Source organism: Bradyrhizobium sp. LMG 9283 (genome assembly GCF_045571415.1).
Classification (GTDB): Bacteria; Pseudomonadota; Alphaproteobacteria; order Rhizobiales; family Xanthobacteraceae; genus Bradyrhizobium.
The window spans coordinates 2,433,341-2,452,459 of record NZ_CP120691.1 but is presented as its reverse complement, the minus strand read 5'-3'; the positions used below and the strand labels follow the sequence as shown (position 1 = coordinate 2,452,459).

The following is a 19,119-nucleotide window of genomic DNA, read 5'->3' as shown; positions in this document are numbered from 1 at the left end:
TTATATCTCCGATCCGTCGTAGGCACCGGGACGTTCGAGGGCCGAGTAGCCCTGCCGCCAGTTTTGCGCCGCCACTTGCACGGAGCGTGCGAACATCAGCACGAAGCCGAGCAGCACGGCATAGTAGACGTAGTTCTTGGCAAAATTGATCGTGGTCATCTGCTCATCCCCGATAATCTGGATGTAGACCCAAACCAGCTTGGTGGCGTAGCCGAAGAAAGCGATCCGGATCAGGTCGATCACCGTCGACAGCGCACGTCCCACGGGTCGCGGCAGATAGCGATAGACCAAGTCGACCTGGATGTGCCGCGACAGCCGCACGCACATCGCGGCGCCGATGAAGACCACACCAATCAGGCAGTAGGTCGCGATCTCCTCGGTCCAGGCATAGCTGTCGTTGAGCACGTAACGGGTGAAGAACTGGAGGAAGACGGCAAGCGCCATCACCCAGAAGATCGCTAACGCCACCCAGTCCTCGAAAGCGTAGATGCCGAGATCGACCTTCGGCGTCGCCTCTTCCTCGAAGGTGTGGGCGATCTCGTCCGCGGTGATCTGCCGGTGTAGTTCGGCGGTCGACATGGGTTACCTCTCTTCAAATCGTCGTTCCGGGGCTCGCGAAGCGAGAACCCGGAACCTCGAGATTCTCAGTGCGCAATTGCGCACCATAGTTCGGTCCTGCGGACCGCCCCGGAATGACGGCTACGCCGTCATTTCACCGCCTGGATCCGCTCCCAGTCGGCCTTGCGATAACCGAAGGTCTCGAACGGGACGTTCTTCAGCACAGTGTCGCGGAATTCGTTCTTGTCGACCTCGGTCACCGTCAGGCCCTTGTCCTTGAAGAAGGCGACCAGCTTGGCTTCGTTCTGCTTGATTTCTCCGGTGGCCTTGGCTGCCGCCTCCTGCGCCACGTCGGTGAAGATCTTTTTGTCCTCGTCGCTGAGCTTCTTCCACAGCGCGCCGGCGATCACGGTATTGAGATGGTCGACGATGTGGCCGGTCAGCACGATGTGCTTCTGCACCTCGTAGAACTTCTTGGCCTCGATCGTGGTCAGCGGGTTCTCCTGCGCCTCGACGGTGCCGTTCTGGAGCGCCAGATAGACTTCCGCGAAGGCGATCGGCGCGGTGTTGGCGCCGCAGGCGCGCGGCATTGCGAGATAGGCCGGCACGTCGGGCACGCGCATCTTGAGGCCCTTCATGTCGGCGCAGGTCTTGATCGGCTTGTTCGACGAGGTCTGGCGCACGCCGTAATAGGTCACCGCGACGATGTGGTGGCCGCTCTTGTCCTCATAGCCCTTCGCGAGCTCCTTGAAGATGTCGCTCTTGGTGTAGGCGAGCAGATGATCGGCGTCGCGGAAAGTATAGGGATAATAGGTCACGCCGATCGGCGGAAAGCTCTTGGCCGCAAAGCTGGAGCCAGAGATGATGATGTCGACCGAGCCGAGCGACAGGCCCTGGTTGATGTCAGCTTCCTTGCCGAGCTGGGAGGCCGGATAGACCTCGATCTGGTAGCGACCGTTGGTGCGCTTGCCGATCTCCTGCGCAGCCCAGACCGATGCGGTATGGAACGGCTCCGAGGTCTCGTAGACATGGGCCCATTTGAGCTTGGTCTGCGCCATGCCCGCGCTGGTCGCTGCCAGCAGCGTGGCGGCGGAGATCGCCGCGGCAATCGTCATCTTCTTCAACATCGACTTTTCCTCCATCGTTCAAGTCTGCTTCTTGTTCGCCCCCATCCGAAGCGGATGCAGGGCGCCCAATCTCATCGCCGCCGCGCGCCGCTGCCCGCGGCTGGCTTGCTCGGCGCATGCTTCGGTTTCGACGGTTTTGCCGCCGATCGCACCGCGCGGCTTTGCCCTGAAGCCGATCCCGCCGCGGTCTCGGCGCCGAAATTTTGTGCAAAGCGTTCCTGGGATCGCGCCAGATGAGCGCGCATGGCTTCATGCGCGGCGCCGGGATCATGCGCCGCGATCGCGTCGCGCACGGCGCGATGCTCGTCGAGCGCCGTGCGCCACGTACCCGGGCTCTCGAAATAATGCGCGAGCTTCGCGAAATAAGGATTGAGACGCTGGTCGAACAGCTCGCCGACTACGCGCACCAGAACGGCATTGCCGAGACTTCCGGCGATCGCGACATGGAACGCGCGGTCGTGCACCATCGAGGCTTCGCCGGGATGCCCGACATTCTCCATCGCAACAAGGGACGCATCGATGCGGGCGAGATCGTGTTTGGTCGCGACACGCGCGGCCTGCTCGGCGATGGCGCTTTCCAGGAATTCGCGGGCGCGCAGGAGCTCGAACGGGCCCTCGATGACGGACGCTTGTGCGGGCGCGGCAACGGCGGCGGGCTCGATCACATAGATGCCGGACCCGACGCGGATACGGAGGCGGCCTTCGACCTCGAGCGCAATCAAGGCTTCGCGCACCGTCGGCCTGGAGACCTTGAGCTGCTCGGCGAGTTCGCGCTCGGTCGGCAAGCGGCTGCCGACCGCGTACTCGCCGCTGTCGATCAGGCTTCGCAATTGATCGGCGACCTGGCGATAAAGCCGTCTCGCCTCCACAGCTTCCAGCGGCACGCTGGTCCTCCCGAAAGGGTCCGCGCGAGGCACCTGTCATGCCCGCGGCCCGCCAATTTTGGAAAATTGGTCTTACCAATTGACCGGAGCATTGACCGAGGACGGGCGTCATGTCAAGCAGCGGCCAAACACAGGGAGAGACGACCATGCGGCTTGGCCGCGCCAATCTCGACCGGCTGCCGCCAGCCATCCGCCGCCCGGCCTATGATCGTTCGCGCGTCACGCTCGGCATCGTGCATCTCGGCCTCGGGGCGTTTCATCGCGCGCACCAAGCGGTTGTCATCGATGATTGCCTTGCCGCCGGCGCCACGTCCTGGGGTATCGTCGGCGCCAGCCTGCGCAGCCCGGACACGCGCGACGCCCTTGCCCCGCAGGATCATCTCTACACAATTGCCGTGCGCGCCGCCGAAGGCACCGAGCACCGCGTGATCGGCGCGCTGCTCGACAGCGTCGTCGCGCGCGAGAAGCCGTCAGCGCTGGTCGAGCGCATGGTCGATCCCGCCACCCGCATCGTGTCGCTGACGGTCACGGAGAAGGGCTATTGCCACACGCCGCAGACCGGCGACCTCGACGAGCGGCATCCGGATATCGTGCATGATCTCAACAATTTCGATGCGCCGCGCTCGGCGCCCGGCTTCATCGTCGCCGCGCTGGCACGCCGGCGTGCACAGGGGCTTTCACCGTTCACCGTGCTGTGCTGCGATAACCTCGCCGCCAACGGCCACACCGTGCAGCGGATCGTGACGCAGTTCGCTGCGCTGCGCTCAAAGGATCTCGGCAAGTGGATCGCGGATGCGGTCGCCTTCCCCTCGACCATGGTCGACCGCATCGTACCGGAGACGACGGATCGCGACCGCGATGCGGTCGAATCGGCGCTGGGCATGCGCGACGCCTGGCCGGTCATGACCGAGCCCTTCACACAATGGGTGGTCGAGGACCGCTTCACGGCGGGCCGGCCGGACCTTGCCGCTGCGGGCGTCGAGCTTGTCACTGACGTCAAGCCGTTCGAGCTGATGAAGCTGCGGCTTCTCAACGCCAGCCATTCGGCGCTCGCCTATCTCGGCTATCTCTCAGGCTACGAGACCATCGCCGACACCATGACTGATCCGCATTTTGCGCGCCTTGCCGCGCAGGTGATGGAGGAGGCGGCGGTAACGCTGACCATGCCATCGGGCGCGGATCTCGCCGCGTATCGCGCCTCGCTGCTCAAGCGCTTCGCCAATCCGGCGCTGCATCACCGCACCTGGCAGATCGCGATGGACGGCTCGCAAAAGCTGCCGCAGCGCCTGCTCGGCGCGATGCAGGATCGCCTTGCGAGGAACCTGCCGATCGCAACGCATGCGCTCGCGGTGGCCGGCTGGATGCGCTACGTCGCCGGCCTCGACGAGAAGGGCCGACCGATCGACGTGCGCGATCCACTCGCCGGCGAGTTCGCCGCGCTGGCGCGCGAGTCGGGGCCTGTTGCCGAGCGGCTCGCGCCCGCGCTGCTTAGTGTGGAAAAGGTGTTCGGCCCGCTCGGCGCCGAGCCGCGCCTGCGCGAGGCCGTCACCGCGGCGCTCGGCCGTCTCTACACGGATGGCGCGCGGCAGGCCGTGGCAACGCACGTCTTGGCATGACCACGAATCCGGCAGCGTCTTGAATGCTGCACTGCGGCCAAAATTGACGGAAGTTGCGCTTGCTTTTTGCCAGTCCTTGGCCCACCCGAGAGCGATGGGAAAGGACAGCAAGGTCATCGCCGCCAACGCGGCCTTCTACGCCGCGTTCTCAACGGGCGACTTCGCCGGCATGGAACGGATGTGGGCGGACGACGACTCCATCTCCTGCATCCACCCCGGCTGGCCGGCCATCATCGGCCGCGCCACCGTGATCGGAAGCTGGCGCGATATCCTGCAAAACCCGCAGCGACCGCAGATCGTCTGCGCCGAACCGCAGGCGATCGTCGATGGCGACAGCGCCCGCGTGCTCTGCATCGAGATCGTCGACGGCACCGCGTTGGCCGCCGCCAACCATTTCCGCCGCGTCGGCGACGACTGGCGCCTGGTGCATCATCAGTCGAGCCCGATCGCGCAGATTGTCGAGCAGGCTGAGGACGATAGAACGAGTCACCGCGTCCACTGAGCGCGGCGATCACGCGAGCGTGATCTACTGTGCATGGGGTTGTTTTTCAGTTTTTTGTTTGGCTATCCCGAGGTCCGACAGATCATCCAGCACGACCCGCGCCGCGGTGAAGTCATCGTCCCCAAAGAACATGCTGCGCGTGATCAGAACCGGGATGCCGGCGCGCGAGGCTGCGATCAGGCCGTTGGCGGAATCCTCAATTGCGACGCAGTCCGACGCACCCAGCTTCAGCCGCGCCAGGATCTCGAGATAGACATCCGGCGCAGGCTTCTTGTGCCTGACGTCATCGCCGGCGACGATCGCCTCGAAATCCGCTGCCCAGCGCTTGCCCAGCGCCCGCGAGAGCAGCGCGTCGATGTTGCCGTGCGAGGTGGTGGTCGCGATCGCAAGCCGCTGGCCCCGCGCCCTCGCCGCAGCGAGCAGATCCGCCACGCCCGGCCGCAGGGGGCAGCAGCCGGTCTCGACCAGCTCGGCATAATGCGCGGTCTTGATGCGGTGGAGCTCTGCGATGTCCATGTCCGATAATGGCGGAGCGGCCCCCAGCCTGGCGTGGTAGGCGCGCATGCGTTCCTTGCCGCCCGTCACCCGCAGCAGGTCCTTGTAGACGGCGCGGTCCCACTGCCATTCGAGACCGTGGCGGGCGAAGGCAAGGTTGAAGGCCTGCCGATGCAGCTCCTCGGTCTCGGCCAAGGTGCCGTCGACATCGAAGATCAGTGCGGCCGCATTGCGGATCAGCTCGTTGGCGTCGCATCGCGCTATCGCGGGCGCCTCCCTCTGCGTGATCGACCCGGTCGCCAACAACGCCTCCCTCCCGAGCTACCTGTGACGGACGACCATCCCGCGAAGTGGCAGGCGAGACAAATCGCAATATCTTTTGCCGGACCCAAAAATCTCTTATGAGCGAACTGCGCGCGCGACGGCGCGAACGGGAACTTTCGACCTGCACGGGAGACGCATGCGGCTCTTCATCCTCGGCCTCGGCTACAGCGCCCGGCACTTCGCCCGCAAATACGGTGACAGCTTCTCGCAGATCGCCGGCACCGTGCGCGATCCCGCGCAGCGGAACGATCTCGCCGGCCTCGAGGTGCATCCGTTTTCGGGCAGCCCTCCGTCGCGCGAGACGGTTCAACAGGTTCGCGATGCCGATGTTCTCCTGGTGTCAATCCCGCCCGGCAGCGCCGGCGATCCCGCGATCGCGGCGTTCGGCGACGTGCTCCGGCGGAGGCGCTGCAAGGTCGTCTATCTCTCGACCATCGGGGTGTACGGCGATCACGGCGGTGCATGGGTCGACGAGAGCACACCGCCGCAGGCAACCCTCGACCGCACGCGCATGCGGGTTGCTGCGGAGCAGGCCTGGATGGACACGGCGCGCGGCGATGCCGTGATCCTGCGGCTTGCGGGCATCTACGGCCCCGGCCGCAACGCGCTGGTGACGCTGCGCGCGGGAAAGGCGAGGCGCATCATCAAGCCGGGACAGGTCTTCAACCGCATCCACGTCGATGACATCGCGAGCGCGATCATGGCCGCGGTTCATCACCCGGGCGGCGGCATTTGGAACGTCTGCGACGACGAGCCCGCGCCGCCACAGGACGTGATCGCCTATGCGGCGAAGCTGATGGGCGTGTCGCCGCCGCCTGAAGAAGAGTTCGCGACTGCCGAGATGTCGGCAATAGCCCGCAGCTTCTATGCCAGCAGCGCGCGTGTCTCCAACGCGAAATTGAAGCGCGAGCTCGGCATCACGCTGGCCTGCCCCACCTATCGACACGGCCTCGACGCACTGTGGCGCGCAGGCGAAGGACGATAGGGTTGTTGCTGCGCTCCCACGCTTTCCAGACATGCCTTGCCCGCGCTTGACTTCATCCCAGCGCGGTCGTGATCTAGGCATCGAGCGAGCCACCGCACAACGAGCTCGCCGCTTGGGAGGATGCAATGAACAAGACGATCGCCATGATCGCGGCGACGGTTGCCGTCGTCACGCTCAGCGCAGCGCGCGCCGCGCCGCTGCCCGAAGCCAGTCCCGACGATGTTGGATTTTCAAAACAAGGCCTTGCGCGGCTCGACAGCTTCTTCGCACGCGAGATCGCCGCCAAGCGCGTCCCCGGCGCGGTCGTTGCGATCGCGCGAGACGGCAAGCTGGTCCATTACAAGGCCTATGGCCAGCTCGATCCGGCCAAGGACACGCCAATGCCGGTCGATGCGATCTTCGCGCTAGCCTCGATGACCAAGCCGATGGCGGCGGTCGCCGGCCTGACGCTGATGGAGCAGGGGCGGCTGCCGCTCCAGGCCAAGCTGTCTGATTACTACCCCGGCTTTGCCGACATGAAGGTCGGCGTGCCACAGGGCGACGGCTCGCTCAAGCTCGAGCCGCAGGCCTCGCCGATCTTCATCCACGATCTCTACCGGCATACGTCGGGCCTGATGTACGGCGGCCGGCCGGACTCATCGAGCCCGGTCGCGCGGCAATATCCTGATGGCTTCGCTCCCGCGATCGAAGGCGACACCCAGGCCTTCATCGACCGCATCACCAAACTGCCGCTGGCGCATCAGCCCTCGACCGAGTTCGAATACGGCTTTTCAATCGACGTGCTCGGCGCTGTCGTCGAGAAGGTGAGCGAGCAGAAGCTCGGCGACTATCTCGCCGCCAACATCTGGCAGCCGCTTGGCATGAAGGATGCGACCTTCCATCCGACGGACGCGCAGCGTCCTCGCCTCGCCCGCCCATTCGCGAACGATCCGCTGACGGGCAAGCCGCAGGCCATCAAGCTCTTGGACACCCCAACCAAGTTCGATTGCGGCGGCGCCTGCTCGTTCGCGACGGTCGGCGATTACATCCGCTTCGGGCAGATGCTGCTCAATGGCGGCGAGCTCGACGGGCAGCACATCCTCGGTCCGAAGACCGTGCATCACATGACGACCAACCATCTCGGCCCCGAGATCAAGAACAACGTGGCCAATGTCGAGCCGCATCGCGGCGGCTTCGGCTTCGGCCTTTCGGTGGCGGTCCGGACCAGTGAGGGCCTGTCGTCGGTCCCCGGCAATCCCGGCGAGTTCACCTGGAACGGCGCTTACGGAACGCAGTTCTTCTGCGATCCCAAGGAGCGTCTCGTCGTGGTGGTGGGGACAGCGGCGCCGGGTGAGCTCAGGAAATATTATCGCGAGCAGGTCCAGGACATCGTCTACGGCGCTATGACGAGGTGAGATCGAAACGGCCTGACGGTGAGAGGGCGGCCGCACTGGCCGCCCTCTTGATATCCAGCGTCAGCTCAACACGCCGTACTTCTTGAACCAGGCTTGCGCCCGCCCCCAGGCGTCTTGCGCGGCGTCCTTGCGGTAGCTGCCACGATAGTCGGCATGGAAGCCGTGCGGCGCATCGGGGTAGATCTTGAACTCGGCCGTCTTCTTGTTCTGCTCGAGCGCTGTCTTCATCTGCTCGACTTGGGCAACGGGAATGCCGGTATCGGCACCGCCATAGAGGCCGAGCACCGGCGCCTTCATCTCGGGCGCGAGCTGCATCGGGCTCTTCGGCCACAGCGGATTGGCAGGGTCGACCAATGTACCATAGAAGGCAACGCCAGCCTTGAGAGCGCCGCTGTGGGCGGCGTACTCCCAGACCGTGCGACCGCCCCGGCAGAAACCGATAATGCCGAGCCTGGTGGCGTCACCGCCCTGCGATCCTGCCCACGCCACGGTCGCATCGAAATCCGACAACAGCTCAGCGTCCGGCTTCGCATTCACCACCGGCAGCAGATCCTTGACGTCCGAGACCTTGGTCAGATCGACGCCCTTGCGGAAATAATAGTCGGGCGCGACCGCGAACGCGCCGAGCTTGGCGAGGCGCCGCGTCACGTCCTTGATGTATTCGTGCAGGCCGAAGATCTCCATCGCCACGATGATCACCGGCGCCTTGGTATTGCCGGCGGGGCGGGCGACATAGGCGGGCATCTCTTCGGAGCCGACCTTGATCTTGGTATCGCCGGCCTCAAGACCAGTGGTGTCGGTCGTGACCACCTCGGCGCGCACCGGCCCGGCCGCAAGCGTATAGCCTGCCGCCACGGCCGCGGTGGCACTCATGAATCCACGGCGCGAGACCGGGGCGCTTTTGGTCAGGCCGACGACGTCGGATGTCATGGTGGTTTCGAAGCTCATTAGCCAATTCCTTCCTGCTGATTGCCATTCCCCAGGGCGACGCATTCGCCAATAATCGCCGGCGTAACGCAAGTCACCTGCCTGCGAGCACGCTTGCTTTCACGCCAAGCCACGAGGGCCGGCCGATCACGCAAACCGCGGCTGCATGAAATCGTCGAATTCGAAGATGTTGCCGAGAGTGGCTGCCAATGCGGCACGGTTGACGTTGAACGGCGTTGGATTTCCGACGACACTTCGACTTCCCTAGATCGCGTGTGCCGGATTTAACCGTCTGGCTGCATTGCACCGCAACATCCGTTAACCGAAAAATGCGGTTCTTTCCCGGCCGGCCCGACCGTCGGACGTCGCAGGGAATGCTCTAGTTCGCGCACTCGACGGGCACAGCCGCAACAAATGGCAATCGCGGTGGCGACAACGACACATCATGTTGCTTGAGCATCGCAGATCATCGCCAATTCTCGTGCGAACCGTCGCCTTTTGATTGAAATTTTCGGAGAATCTGCGCCGCGCGATTTACTCGAACTTTCTTTGTGACACCCTAGTTCCACGGCCGGAAGTTCCATCTCCGGAAACGGAGGGCTTTCCTCCCGACGCGCGATCGGCCGCCCGGCAACGGACGAAAGAGCGCCGGGGTTTCATTCTCGTCCCACTCAGATTGCGCTGCCCAAGGCTCAAATTGAATAAACGCTTATCCGACCTGGAACTGCAATGAATTTGGCTCGTGAATCCATTGAACTGCTGGAGCAGGTCGCAAGAATCCTGTGGTTCGAAGGCACCAAGCACGGTTTGCGCGACCGCGAATGGATGGCGCTGCGATTCCTTTCCCGCGCCAATCGGTTTTCCCGAACGCCGTCGGCGCTGGCGAGCTACGTCGGCACCACGCGCGGCACCGCCTCATTCATTATCGGCGAGCTCGAGCGGCTCGGTTATCTCGAACGAAAGCGCTCGGCCACGGACAAGCGATCGGTGATGTTGAGCGTGACGCAGCAGGGCAAGAAGTTCCTGGTGCGCGACCCCGTCAACGTTCTCGTCGAGGCGATTGCCGTTCTCAACGACGACGTCAAGATCCGCTTCCGCGACACGTTCCGGCACGTGCTGGACCACTCGGATGCTGCCGAGCAGCGGCATCACACCGACGTTTGCAAGCGGTGCATCTTCCTGCGGGAAGATCGCACCACCACGGACAGCAAGACGACCGTCGAGTTCAGCTGCCGCCTGTTTCGCGCGCCAATCGCGGAGGCGGAGGTTGATCTGCTATGCACCAGCTTCGAGCATCACCGCCAATAGAAGACGGTTCGATCAAGGCGTTGCCTTGCGTGACGAATAGATGACGCCGCCGCCGGCTTCCACCACCAGGCGCCCGTTCTCGTTCCTGATCTCTTCGATCCGGCCAAGACCGGGCACCTGTTGTCCGAGCACCGCCTCGATGACGCCGTTCGGGCCTTGCAGGATCGCAATCCCCTCATAGGCTTGACGGACCGACCAGCCCTTGATCGTCTTGCGCGGCGCAGGCGCACGCTCGGGCGCAGGCACCGATCCCGTGAATTCAGGCGCTGTGACCGAGGCCATCATCGGCCCTTGCTGTGATACCGGCTGCGATTGCACGATTGCCGGCGCGGGAGCCTGGGCCTGCACCTGAGCGAGCTTGTCGAGCTTCGCCGTCGAGGACGAGCTCACCCGCTCGATCCGGTCCAGGTTCTCGGCAAACCGGCCGAAGCGATCATTCGTCACCTTGCTCGATTGATCGACCGCGGTGCGCAAGCCGTCGAGATTTTCGGACACGCCCGACACCTGCTTACGGAGTTGCGCGACGGTCTCGCGCAGAATTCTGATCTCCGCATTGGCGGCGGCGTTGTTCTGAGCGGGCTGGGTGGTGAGATAGGCGATCACGCCGGTGCAGGCGCAGACCACCAGCATGGCAGCGACCGCCAGAGTTGCGAGCGGCGCGACCCATGTCGGACGGGGTGGCGGCGGCTTCGCTACGATCACGGCCGGCTTGATCACGGCCGGCGCAGGTTTCGGGATCGCCATCTTGTCAAGGCGCGCCTTGGCGCGAATACGCTTCAGCCCCTCCAGTGCCTCTTTTGCGAGAGCTTCGTCGCTCGCCGCGGCCGATACCCGCTTTGCGCTCGCAGCCGGCTTGGTCGCTCGCGTCGTATTGTCCTTTGTATCGCTCGCCTCCGGAGCCGGCTTCGCCGCCGCGGAAGCATCCGCGTTCGCGTTGGGACGAGCTTGTCCATCGGACAACATGTGAAAATGCTCCGTTAGGTTCGATCTGTCGAACAATGACGTTATTTGCCGAAGCTTGCCTGAAACGTGCGCCTCGAAGAACTTTTCATCGTGCGCGATGCGACGCCGCATGAGTCAATCGCGTCATACACGTGGCGATAGTGCGACTCGAAAGACACACACTCGCCAAGATTTCACGAAGCTGGAATCGCCGCGTTAGCCATGAGGGAAATTGTCGCATGTGGAAAAACGAGGGGCAGGGTCAATCCGGGGTTGAAAACCCGTCAATGTGGATGACCCGAACATCACTCAAAATGGCTGTAATTGTACGGGGATGCGGAACTTTGCAACCTCCACAATGCAAAACTAGTTAAAAATCCAAATCAACTGATGCGATGGAATACATCAAGAAACAACCCAAAACGAATCAACAACATCAAACACGTTTAGCAATCGCTTTTTTGCGCACGCTTGATCGGAAATCGGCAATTGTTACGGTCCTACTCAAGTGATTCTCGCCAGTTGGCGAGGAGATCGACACAGTTCAGCAGTGTTCGGACGCGATGAGCAACTTGGCGCAACTGTTCTAGGTCGTTTCTCAATCCGCTCCGCGAGGTGATCCGTAAGACACCCGCCGGGCCTCACGCAGTAAGCGTTTCAGTATCGAGTCGAAGTAGCAGGCCTGCAAGTCGCAGGCACTGAATGCGTAGGGCTGCCCGCGAATATCGAAATCATAACAACGGTTCGCGGGAAGGAATGTCGTCAAACAGCATCGTTGCCGAGCCGGGGCATCACAACAAACTAACCGGCCGCAACAAGTGCGAAACAGGGGCGAAAGACTGATGTATATTATCGTTGATGATCGCGAGAGCGTCGCGAACAGCTACGTCGGAGGGCTCGTTCGCGAAGGCGTATCGTCGATCGGCTTCTCCTCCGGAGAATTCTGGGACTGGCTGCAATCTGCGAGTGAATCGGATCTGGCGGCGGTGGACGCCTTTCTCCTCGGGGATTGCGACGCTCGCGGAAGCCTGCCGCGGGCGATGCGCAAGCGCTCCTCGGCTCCCATCATCGCCATGAGCGGCCAAAAGATGCTCAAGAACACGTTGGAGCTGTTCGAATCGGGCGTCGACGACGTCGTACACGTGCCGATTCACCTGCGCGAGATCCTCGCCCGAACGGCCGCAATCGCGCGCCGCCGGGTGGGCGAGCTACCGAGGCCCTGCGAGAGCAGGATCCAGGTCTTCTTCAACGGCCGTGCCCCCGAAATCGCGGGCCACGCCCTCACCCTGCCCCGCCGCGAACTACGCATTCTCGAATATATGGTTGCCAACCACGGCAAGTGGATCACCAAGACACAGATCTTCAACGCGGTCTACGGCATCTTCGAGTCCACCTTCGACGAGAGCGTGATCGAGAGTCACGTCAGCAAGCTGCGCAAGAAGCTCCGCGACCGCCTCGGCTTCGACGCGATCGTGGCCCGGCGTTACGTCGGATACCGCCTCAACATCCCGGCTGGCGAGACCCTCGACGAGCCGGTGCAGGAGCTCGACGAGGTCGGCATCCTCCTGAACAGGGCGCACGCAGCCCCGGCGGCATACCCAGCCGGAAACTGACGGCAAGACACTGCCACGACACCGGCAACGGCCTCCGCGAGCATCTTCGCAGAGGCCGTTGTAGTTTCAGCGGCAGAGACCGCCAGGACATATGCCTACATCGGCTACGGAACCGCGGTGGCGCCAGATGGCCATTGAGCACGATCCTTCCGGAAACACCGTTCCTAACGGCCTGCTCTACGGCTTCTGCTGGAATTCTTCCTTGGACACGTAGTTGAAGTCCTCGACCAGGACGTCCTGGACGACATCAGCCTGCATCCGTTCGTTGACGCGCTGCTTGATCGCCGTCGTCAGGATGGAGAGGTCGTAACGAGCGAGCTTCCTGAAGTCGAGACGCTCGTCAGCATAGATCCTGCGGAAGGCCTCGTCGACGACGAACGGCTCCGGCGGAACGTTCAGCTGGTGCATGGTCCGCGCCTCCATAGTGTAGACGAAGCGCGCGACGATGTAGCCCTGCACATTGCCGTTCTCGACCATGGGCACGCTCAGGGCTCGCGTCTTCTGATATTGCAGCCCGTCGAGATATTCGTCCTTCGCCGGCAGCAGGCTGCCGTTCTCCTTCCAATAGGCGACGGCATAGCTCGTGCCCGCGGTGAGGATGCATACCCAGAGCCCGGCCAGCACCAGTCTGATCATTTTCCATCCTGCGCTGCGCGACCGGTATAGGTGCCGTCCGACTCGGCTTCCCTGATCGCCTTGACGATGATGCTCGCGACCTCACGCACTGCGTCGTAGTGCATTTCCAGGATGGAACGATTCCGCTCGAGCTTCTCCCGTAACCGCTGAATCTCCTCAGTGATCTCGACTTCGCCGCCAAGGTGCATCCGTGCCCGCATCAGGCGGACGAACTCGAGCATGCTCCGGCTCTTCCGGGCACTGAAGTCGTCGAAATCGATCTTCTGCCCCGTCGTGAGCGCGACCGTCTCCTCCTCGACGACACTGGCGAGCCGGCGGATTGCGGCCAGGAGGCCACGCACCTCGTCCGATCTCACCGCATCCGCGGCGTCGGCCATCGCCTCGCCGCTCGCGATCGGCAGCAGGACGGGCAGCAGCGCATTCCTTCCGGCTGCTTCCGTCGTCATCACCTCGGTATCCGCGACCGCCTGGTCTATCGCCATGGCCGCTGCGCCTTCTAGTACCTGCATCGGAAATTCACCCCTCAACTTCTGTCACTCGTTCGCGGATCATCATCCGGCCTTCCCCGCAGCGTCAGGTCCGGCCGGATGTGCGCCGGCGAGCTGCTTGGCGATGCCAATGCCTTTGCCCTTTGCCAGCTGGTTGCCAAGCTGCTCTGCCAGCATCGACTTCCAGACGCCGCCAGCCGTGCCCTTGCCGAAGATCTCCTCCGACTCCTTCGGCAACATCGCCTCGACGAAGGTCTGGAGGATGAAGGCTTCGAACTTCCGGTAGACTTCGCCGGATGCCGGCGCCTTGATCACCTGCACCGGCGCCCCGTTCACTGCACCAGACTGCGCTTCCACGACATTCGCTGCGGATTGATCGACAGCCGCCGCGGCCTTGCCGACCTCCGCGTCCATCGTCGCGGCGAAATCGGCGTCCGACGATTTCAGCGCGTCGAGCTTCGCGGCCGCCGCGCGCTGCGTCACGGGATCGGCGGCTTCGAGAACATCGAGAACGAGGTCGGGCGTCGCTGTCACGATCATGTCTTGTTCCGGTTGGCTGGATGTGGCATCCACGCGCGCACGGTAAGGCTCGTTCCCGTCATCTCCTCGAGCGAGCGCTTCTCGGCGTCGCGAAGCTTGTCTGCGAGCGCGGCTTTCGCGACCTCCTCGAGCTGTTTCACGCGGCGGGTCTCGAGGCGAACCTGGTCGAGCTGCCGCGAGGCCTGCTCCTTCACGGCGCGCGCGCCGACGCTCGTCCTGTTGAGCCGCCGGGCGATCGATTCGCTCGACGATCCTGCCGGCGGCCTTCCATCGTTCAGGGCGCCCACCAGCCATTCCTGCTCGTCCTGAAGGCTGCGCTCCTGCTGCCGCAATTGCGCGAGCTGCCATTCGGACAGCCGGAGCTGGAGTTTCACCAGGGAGACCATCCGGCCGAGCTTGTCCGCGCGCGACGTCATGACCAGTCACTCCGCCAGCCATGACGAGACGCCGAGCATGAACTGCGTCAGGAGCTCGTCGCTGGTGAGGTAGAGCAGCAGGAAGCCGCCGAACAGCACGAAGGGCACCGAGATGAAATAGACCGGAATTGCCGGCGTCAGCTTGTTGATCAGGCCGACCGCCAGGTTGACGATCACCGAATAGACGATGAAGGGGCTCGTGATCCGCAGCGTCAGCACGAACGCTTCGGACAGACGGCCGACGAGCAGGTCGAGCGCCATGCTGCCGCCGAGTTTGTTGCCGGGATGCCAGACGTCGTAGGAGTTCATCAGCCCGCGCAGCACCTGCCAATGCTGGTCGGTCATGAAGAACAGCGTGGTGACGCCCGCCATGATCAGCGGCACCAGGGCCGGCGCCGGATCGGTGTCGCCGACCGGTGTGCCCGGGATGTTGCTCAGCCCGATCGCGCTCGCCATCGCAGTCGCCATGGTCTGGAGGGCGAGGAAGAACACGCGTCCGCCGAGCCCGATGACGCTGCCAACCACGAATTCGGAGCAAATCAGGAGCGCCAGCGTCAGCGGCGCCGCGTTGTCCGTGAGCGGTTTCAGGACCGAGACGAGGATCGGCGTCAGCGCAAACGTCGTGACCAGCGCGACGAACAGGCGCACCTGGGGCGGAACGTTGACACTGGAATAGCCGGGCACCAACATCAGGCAGGCGCCGATGCGGCAGAACACGATGAACGTCACCAGCACGCTGTCGGCGAGCCCAGAGATCACGATATGGCTCCGAGTGCCCTGATCTCGGCGCTGCGCGCGACTTCGACATGCGACAGGATCGGGAGGGTCGGAAACACCCGCTCCAGGATCATCCGAACATAAGGACGGGCTTCGGGGGTCACCGCCAGCACCACGCTGGTGCCGCTCTCGGTGAACTTGCGGATCGCGGCGCTGGCTTCGGTCGCGAACTGCTCGATCAGGCGCGGGTCGGCGTCGAACTCGACGACGTCGCCCTTGGCATCGCGCTTCAGGCTCTGGTGGAACGCCAAGTCCCAGCGGTTGCCGAGACGAACCACGTTGAGCACGCCATTGTCGGAGAGGTCGCCGCAGATCTGCTGGGCAAGACGCGTCCGCACGTGCTCTGCAACCTGCTCCGAGCGGCGCACATGGGGCGCGATCTCGGCGATCGCCTCGAGGATCAGATGGAGGTTGCGGATCGACACGCGCTCGGCCAGCAGGATCTTCAGGATCGCCAGCAGGCCCGAATAGGAGATCTGCGAGGGGCAGAGATCCTCGACGAGGCGCTTGTATTCGGGATCGAGCCGGTCGAGCAGCGCGCGCATGTCCTTGTAGGACAGGAGCTGGGCAAGATTTGCCCTGATCACCTCGCTCAAATGCGTGAGTAGCACCGACAGATTGTCGACTGGCTTGCAGCCCTGACGCTTGACCTCGTCGGTGAAAGCTTCCGTCACCCACAACGCCTTCATGCCGAAGGCGGGTTCGATCACCTCGTCGCCCGGCACGTCGGGCTTGCCGTCCCTGTCGACCAGCACCAGCACCTCGCCGAGCCTGAGCTCGCCATGGGCGACGCGCGTGTCGTGAATCCGGATCTGGTAGCTCTTGGGATCGATCGACAGATTGTCGCTGAGTTTGATCTCGGGAATGACGAAGCCGTACTGCTTGGCGAACTTCTTGCGGATCTTGGCCACACGGTGGGCAAGCTCGGTGCGCGAGCCCAGGAGATGGACCGAAAGGTGGCCGCCGAGCGCCAGTTCGATCTCGGCGGTCTTGAGCTGCTCCTTGACGGATTCCTTGGCCTCGGCGTGGGCGCGCTCGTCGGCCTTGCGCGCATCCTCCTTCTGCTTCAGCGCGGCCTGCCGCTTCGGCAGCGAATAGCCGACGAAGGCCATGACACCCCCAAGCAGCACGAAGGGCGCCATCGGCAGTCCCGGCATCAGGGCGAGCACGAACATCATCAGCGCGGCAGCCGACACCGCGCGCGGATAGCCGCCGAGCTGCCGCAGCACCGCCTGCTCCGCCGAGCCCCTGGTGCCGCCCTTGGAGACCAAGAGGCCCGCCGACAGCGAGACGATCAACGCCGGCATCTGCGACACCAGACCATCGCCGACGGAGAGCTTGGTGTAGACGTCGGCGGCGCGGGACAGGGTCAATCCGTGATGGGTGACGCCGATGACGATGCCGCCGAAGATGTTGATCGCGGTAATGATGAGGCCGGCGATGGCGTCGCCGCGGACGAACTTCGAGGCGCCGTCCATGGCACCGAAGAACGCGCTCTCCTCTTCGAGCTCGCGCCGCCGGCGCTGGGCTTCCTTGTCGTCGATCAGGCCCGCGGACAGGTCCGCGTCGATTGCCATCTGCTTGCCGGGAATGGCGTCCAACGTGAAACGGGCGCCGACTTCGGCGATACGCGTCGCACCCTTGGTGATCACGACGAAATTCACCGTAACCAGAATCGCGAAGATGATCAGGCCGATGACGAAGTCACCGCCCATGACGAACTTCGAGAAGCCGGCAACGACATGGCCTGCGGCCTGTTCGCCCTCCCCGCCTCGCGACAGGATCAGGCGCGTCGTCGCGATGTTCAGCGCCAGGCGCAGGATCGTCGCGATCAGCAGCACGGTCGGGAAGGCCGAGAAGTCGAGCGGCCGCTGAATCCACAGCGCGACCATCAGGATCAGCGCCGAAAGTGCGATCGAGACCGCGAGACCGAGGTCGATCAGGATCGGAGGAATCGGCAGGAATAGGATCGTGAGCATGGTCACGATGCCGCCAGCGAAAAAGGCATCCGCCCCGAGGCGGCGCGGATTGGGCAGGCTAGCAGCTAACGTATCGGCCATGGGTCACCGGCAGAGGGTCCGCCCGTAATCTGCCGCGCAAAGCTTACGCGGGGGTGGTGCCGGGGCTATCCGGATCAGAAGCCGTGCTCGATCCGCGAATAGACCATCTCGGTGAAGGTCGACAGATGCGCGCCGATGAAGGAGCCGGAGACGGCAACGACCAGGAGAATGACGATGATCTTCGGAACGAAGGTCAGCGTCACCTCCTGGATCTGGGTCAGAGCCTGGATCAGCGCGATGACGGTGCCGACCAGCATCGCGGCGCCGACCGCAGGCCCGGAGGCGACGATGATGGTCCAGATCGCCGCCTGAACGATATCGAGGGCGTCCCGCTCGTTCATGACTGGCTGATCGTGAGCCCCGGTCCGACCGCGACCTTCGTGCCGTCCTGAAGGGTGGCGATGGAGCCGTCGCTGTTGATGGAGACAGAGGCGATCTTGCCGCTGAAACTGGCACCGGTCGAGTCGGTGAAGCTGACTGTCTTCCCGATCAGCCCGTTGGCCTGCGACAAGGATTGCGAAGACAGCAGCGCATCCAGCTTCGAATTCGTCTGCATCGCCTGCTCGACCGTCGAGAGCTGGGCGAACTGGCTCATATATTGCGAGGTATCCATCGGATTGGTCGGATCCTGGTTCTTCATCTCGGCGACGAGGAGCTGAAGAAACGTGTTGTAGTCCACGCTGTTGCTCGACGTCGCCGAGGTGGTCCCTGTCGACGACTTGCCGGTCGTGTCGGTCGCGCTGGTGACGTTCATCTAGCCTCTCCGCTGTCAGGCAGCCTCGAATGGGGAAATGGTGGCGGCGCCGGCCAGGATGACCTGCTCCACCGGGAACAGGGCCCGAATCCGCTTGAGTGCCTCGAAGTAGCGGGTCGCCCCGACCAATTCGTCGATCGCGCCGAGTCCATCCAGCATCTCGCGGTTCTCGCACACCGCACACAGGGCCGCGTGATGCTGCGCGTAGAGCGCCGCAGCGTCGCGGACGTCGGTCGGGTTCATCAGCATGAGCTGGACGATGAAATAGAGCTGTCGCAGCGCCGTGGTGGCGTCGGAAGCCTGCATGACCTGCGCTTCAAGCAGGAACATCACGTCGTTTACGAGCTCGACGGAGACCTTGCGGTCCACGCGGAGCACCGCGCCGTTGATGTAGATCCGTTCGCCCGCCCGCAAGGAGATCTTCATTAAAGCGCGTCTCGGATCAGGCGGTTGATTTCGATGAGCTGCACCACGTCGTTCGACCGCTGTTCGCGGAGACGATCGGCCTCCTTGACGATCCACAAGCCGATCGAGATGATGTCGGCGCGCAGCTTGTCCGGGAGCCCGTTTTCCGGGTGCGCGAGATCCTCGATGAAGATCGTCCACAGTCGCCGCACATAGAGCAGGCTCTCGACCAGGTCCTCGAGGCTGAAACGCCCCTTTTGGATCCGTTCGAGCCGGTCGATGCCGAGGCTGAGCGCCTGCCGCTCGCGGCTTCGCGCCTCATAGCCACTTTCGTCAACGACCGCTTCATAGGCTTCAAACGTCATCAG

At 63.6% G+C, this 19,119-nt stretch carries 22 protein-coding genes; 6 read left to right on the top strand and 16 right to left on the bottom strand.

Annotation, left to right across the window (positions count from 1 at the left end):
• The 3 genes from P6U29_RS11435 to P6U29_RS11425 form a co-directional block, all read right to left on the bottom strand.
• Positions 1-579 carry a TRAP transporter small permease gene (locus P6U29_RS11435; protein ID WP_407117693.1) on the bottom strand — a complete coding sequence of 193 codons (579 nt, stop codon included), beginning with the start codon at positions 577-579 and terminating at the stop codon, positions 1-3.
• A gap of 128 nt (positions 580-707) precedes the next feature.
• A complete protein-coding gene (locus P6U29_RS11430; RefSeq protein ID WP_407119292.1) occupies positions 708-1,673 on the bottom strand; it encodes a sialic acid TRAP transporter substrate-binding protein SiaP in 966 nt (321 codons plus the stop codon).
• Between the two features lie 83 nt (positions 1,674-1,756).
• Positions 1,757-2,569, bottom strand: coding sequence for a FadR/GntR family transcriptional regulator (locus tag P6U29_RS11425; protein ID WP_407117692.1), 813 nt, complete (start codon positions 2,567-2,569; stop codon positions 1,757-1,759).
• A gap of 146 nt (positions 2,570-2,715) precedes the next feature.
• Here P6U29_RS11425 and P6U29_RS11420 point away from each other — a divergent pair, with 146 nt between their 5' ends.
• Together P6U29_RS11420 and P6U29_RS11415 are read left to right on the top strand one after the other, a co-directional pair.
• Positions 2,716-4,185 carry a mannitol dehydrogenase family protein gene (locus P6U29_RS11420; RefSeq protein WP_407117691.1) on the top strand — a complete coding sequence of 490 codons (1,470 nt, stop codon included), beginning with the start codon at positions 2,716-2,718 and terminating at the stop codon, positions 4,183-4,185.
• A 94-nt stretch (positions 4,186-4,279) separates the two neighbouring features.
• On the top strand, positions 4,280-4,687 hold the full coding sequence (locus tag P6U29_RS11415; RefSeq protein ID WP_100232019.1) for a nuclear transport factor 2 family protein: 408 nt from the start codon (positions 4,280-4,282) through the stop codon (positions 4,685-4,687).
• A gap of 24 nt (positions 4,688-4,711) precedes the next feature.
• Here P6U29_RS11415 and P6U29_RS11410 read toward each other — a convergent pair whose 3' ends face one another.
• Positions 4,712-5,485, bottom strand: coding sequence for an HAD family hydrolase (locus P6U29_RS11410; RefSeq protein WP_407117690.1), 774 nt, complete (start codon positions 5,483-5,485; stop codon positions 4,712-4,714).
• Between the two features lie 157 nt (positions 5,486-5,642).
• On the opposite strand from P6U29_RS11410, the gene P6U29_RS11405 reads away from it, so the two are divergent.
• On the top strand, positions 5,643-6,491 hold the full coding sequence (locus P6U29_RS11405) for an SDR family oxidoreductase (RefSeq protein ID WP_407117689.1): 849 nt from the start codon (positions 5,643-5,645) through the stop codon (positions 6,489-6,491).
• A 125-nt stretch (positions 6,492-6,616) separates the two neighbouring features.
• Entirely contained in the window at positions 6,617-7,885 is a 1,269-nt protein-coding gene (locus tag P6U29_RS11400; protein WP_407117688.1) for a serine hydrolase domain-containing protein, read from the top strand.
• A 60-nt stretch (positions 7,886-7,945) separates the two neighbouring features.
• Here P6U29_RS11400 and P6U29_RS11395 read toward each other — a convergent pair whose 3' ends face one another.
• Positions 7,946-8,833, bottom strand: coding sequence for a dienelactone hydrolase family protein (locus tag P6U29_RS11395; RefSeq protein WP_407117687.1), 888 nt, complete (start codon positions 8,831-8,833; stop codon positions 7,946-7,948).
• A 708-nt stretch (positions 8,834-9,541) separates the two neighbouring features.
• Between P6U29_RS11395 and P6U29_RS11390 the strand changes: the two genes are divergently transcribed.
• Complete coding sequence (locus P6U29_RS11390; RefSeq protein ID WP_407117686.1) at positions 9,542-10,120, top strand: MarR family winged helix-turn-helix transcriptional regulator; 579 nt, start codon at positions 9,542-9,544, stop codon at positions 10,118-10,120.
• A 12-nt stretch (positions 10,121-10,132) separates the two neighbouring features.
• On the opposite strand, the gene P6U29_RS11385 is transcribed toward P6U29_RS11390, so the two are convergent.
• A complete protein-coding gene (locus P6U29_RS11385; RefSeq protein ID WP_407117685.1) occupies positions 10,133-11,083 on the bottom strand; it encodes a hypothetical protein in 951 nt (316 codons plus the stop codon).
• A gap of 821 nt (positions 11,084-11,904) precedes the next feature.
• Between P6U29_RS11385 and P6U29_RS11380 the strand changes: the two genes are divergently transcribed.
• Complete coding sequence (locus tag P6U29_RS11380) at positions 11,905-12,675, top strand: response regulator transcription factor (protein ID WP_407117684.1); 771 nt, start codon at positions 11,905-11,907, stop codon at positions 12,673-12,675.
• A gap of 177 nt (positions 12,676-12,852) precedes the next feature.
• Here the strand turns inward: P6U29_RS11380 and P6U29_RS11375 are convergent, their stop codons facing one another.
• From P6U29_RS11375 to flaF, 10 genes are all read right to left on the bottom strand, one after another.
• Complete coding sequence (locus tag P6U29_RS11375; RefSeq protein ID WP_407117683.1) at positions 12,853-13,311, bottom strand: hypothetical protein; 459 nt, start codon at positions 13,309-13,311, stop codon at positions 12,853-12,855.
• Positions 13,308-13,820, bottom strand: coding sequence for a flagellar biosynthesis protein FlgN (locus tag P6U29_RS11370; protein WP_407117682.1), 513 nt, complete (start codon positions 13,818-13,820; stop codon positions 13,308-13,310). Before P6U29_RS11370 ends, P6U29_RS11375 begins: the two co-directional genes overlap by 4 nt.
• Positions 13,821-13,862: 42 nt before the next feature.
• The gene (locus tag P6U29_RS11365; protein WP_407117681.1) at positions 13,863-14,339 is read right to left on the bottom strand and encodes a rod-binding protein; all 477 of its coding nucleotides are present in this window, start codon (positions 14,337-14,339) and stop codon (positions 13,863-13,865) included.
• Complete coding sequence (locus P6U29_RS11360) at positions 14,336-14,755, bottom strand: hypothetical protein (RefSeq protein ID WP_407117680.1); 420 nt, start codon at positions 14,753-14,755, stop codon at positions 14,336-14,338. The genes P6U29_RS11365 and P6U29_RS11360 overlap by 4 nt, the downstream gene beginning before the upstream one ends.
• Positions 14,756-14,761: 6 nt before the next feature.
• Complete coding sequence (gene fliR / locus P6U29_RS11355; RefSeq protein ID WP_407117679.1) at positions 14,762-15,514, bottom strand: flagellar biosynthesis protein FliR; 753 nt, start codon at positions 15,512-15,514, stop codon at positions 14,762-14,764.
• The gene (gene flhA / locus P6U29_RS11350; RefSeq protein WP_407117677.1) at positions 15,511-17,592 is read right to left on the bottom strand and encodes a flagellar biosynthesis protein FlhA; all 2,082 of its coding nucleotides are present in this window, start codon (positions 17,590-17,592) and stop codon (positions 15,511-15,513) included. The genes fliR and flhA overlap by 4 nt, the downstream gene beginning before the upstream one ends.
• 74 nt (positions 17,593-17,666) lie before the next feature.
• Positions 17,667-17,933, bottom strand: a complete 267-nt coding sequence (gene fliQ / locus P6U29_RS11345) for a flagellar biosynthesis protein FliQ (protein ID WP_027572776.1) — start codon at positions 17,931-17,933, stop codon at positions 17,667-17,669.
• Complete coding sequence (flgD, locus tag P6U29_RS11340; RefSeq protein ID WP_407117675.1) at positions 17,930-18,346, bottom strand: flagellar hook assembly protein FlgD; 417 nt, start codon at positions 18,344-18,346, stop codon at positions 17,930-17,932. Before flgD ends, fliQ begins: the two co-directional genes overlap by 4 nt.
• A 15-nt stretch (positions 18,347-18,361) precedes the next feature.
• Positions 18,362-18,772, bottom strand: coding sequence for a flagellar biosynthesis repressor FlbT (flbT, locus tag P6U29_RS11335; RefSeq protein ID WP_407117674.1), 411 nt, complete (start codon positions 18,770-18,772; stop codon positions 18,362-18,364).
• Entirely contained in the window at positions 18,772-19,116 is a 345-nt protein-coding gene (flaF, locus tag P6U29_RS11330) for a flagellar biosynthesis regulator FlaF (protein ID WP_407117673.1), read from the bottom strand. Before flaF ends, flbT begins: the two co-directional genes overlap by 1 nt.
• Positions 19,117-19,119: the final 3 nt, after the last annotated feature.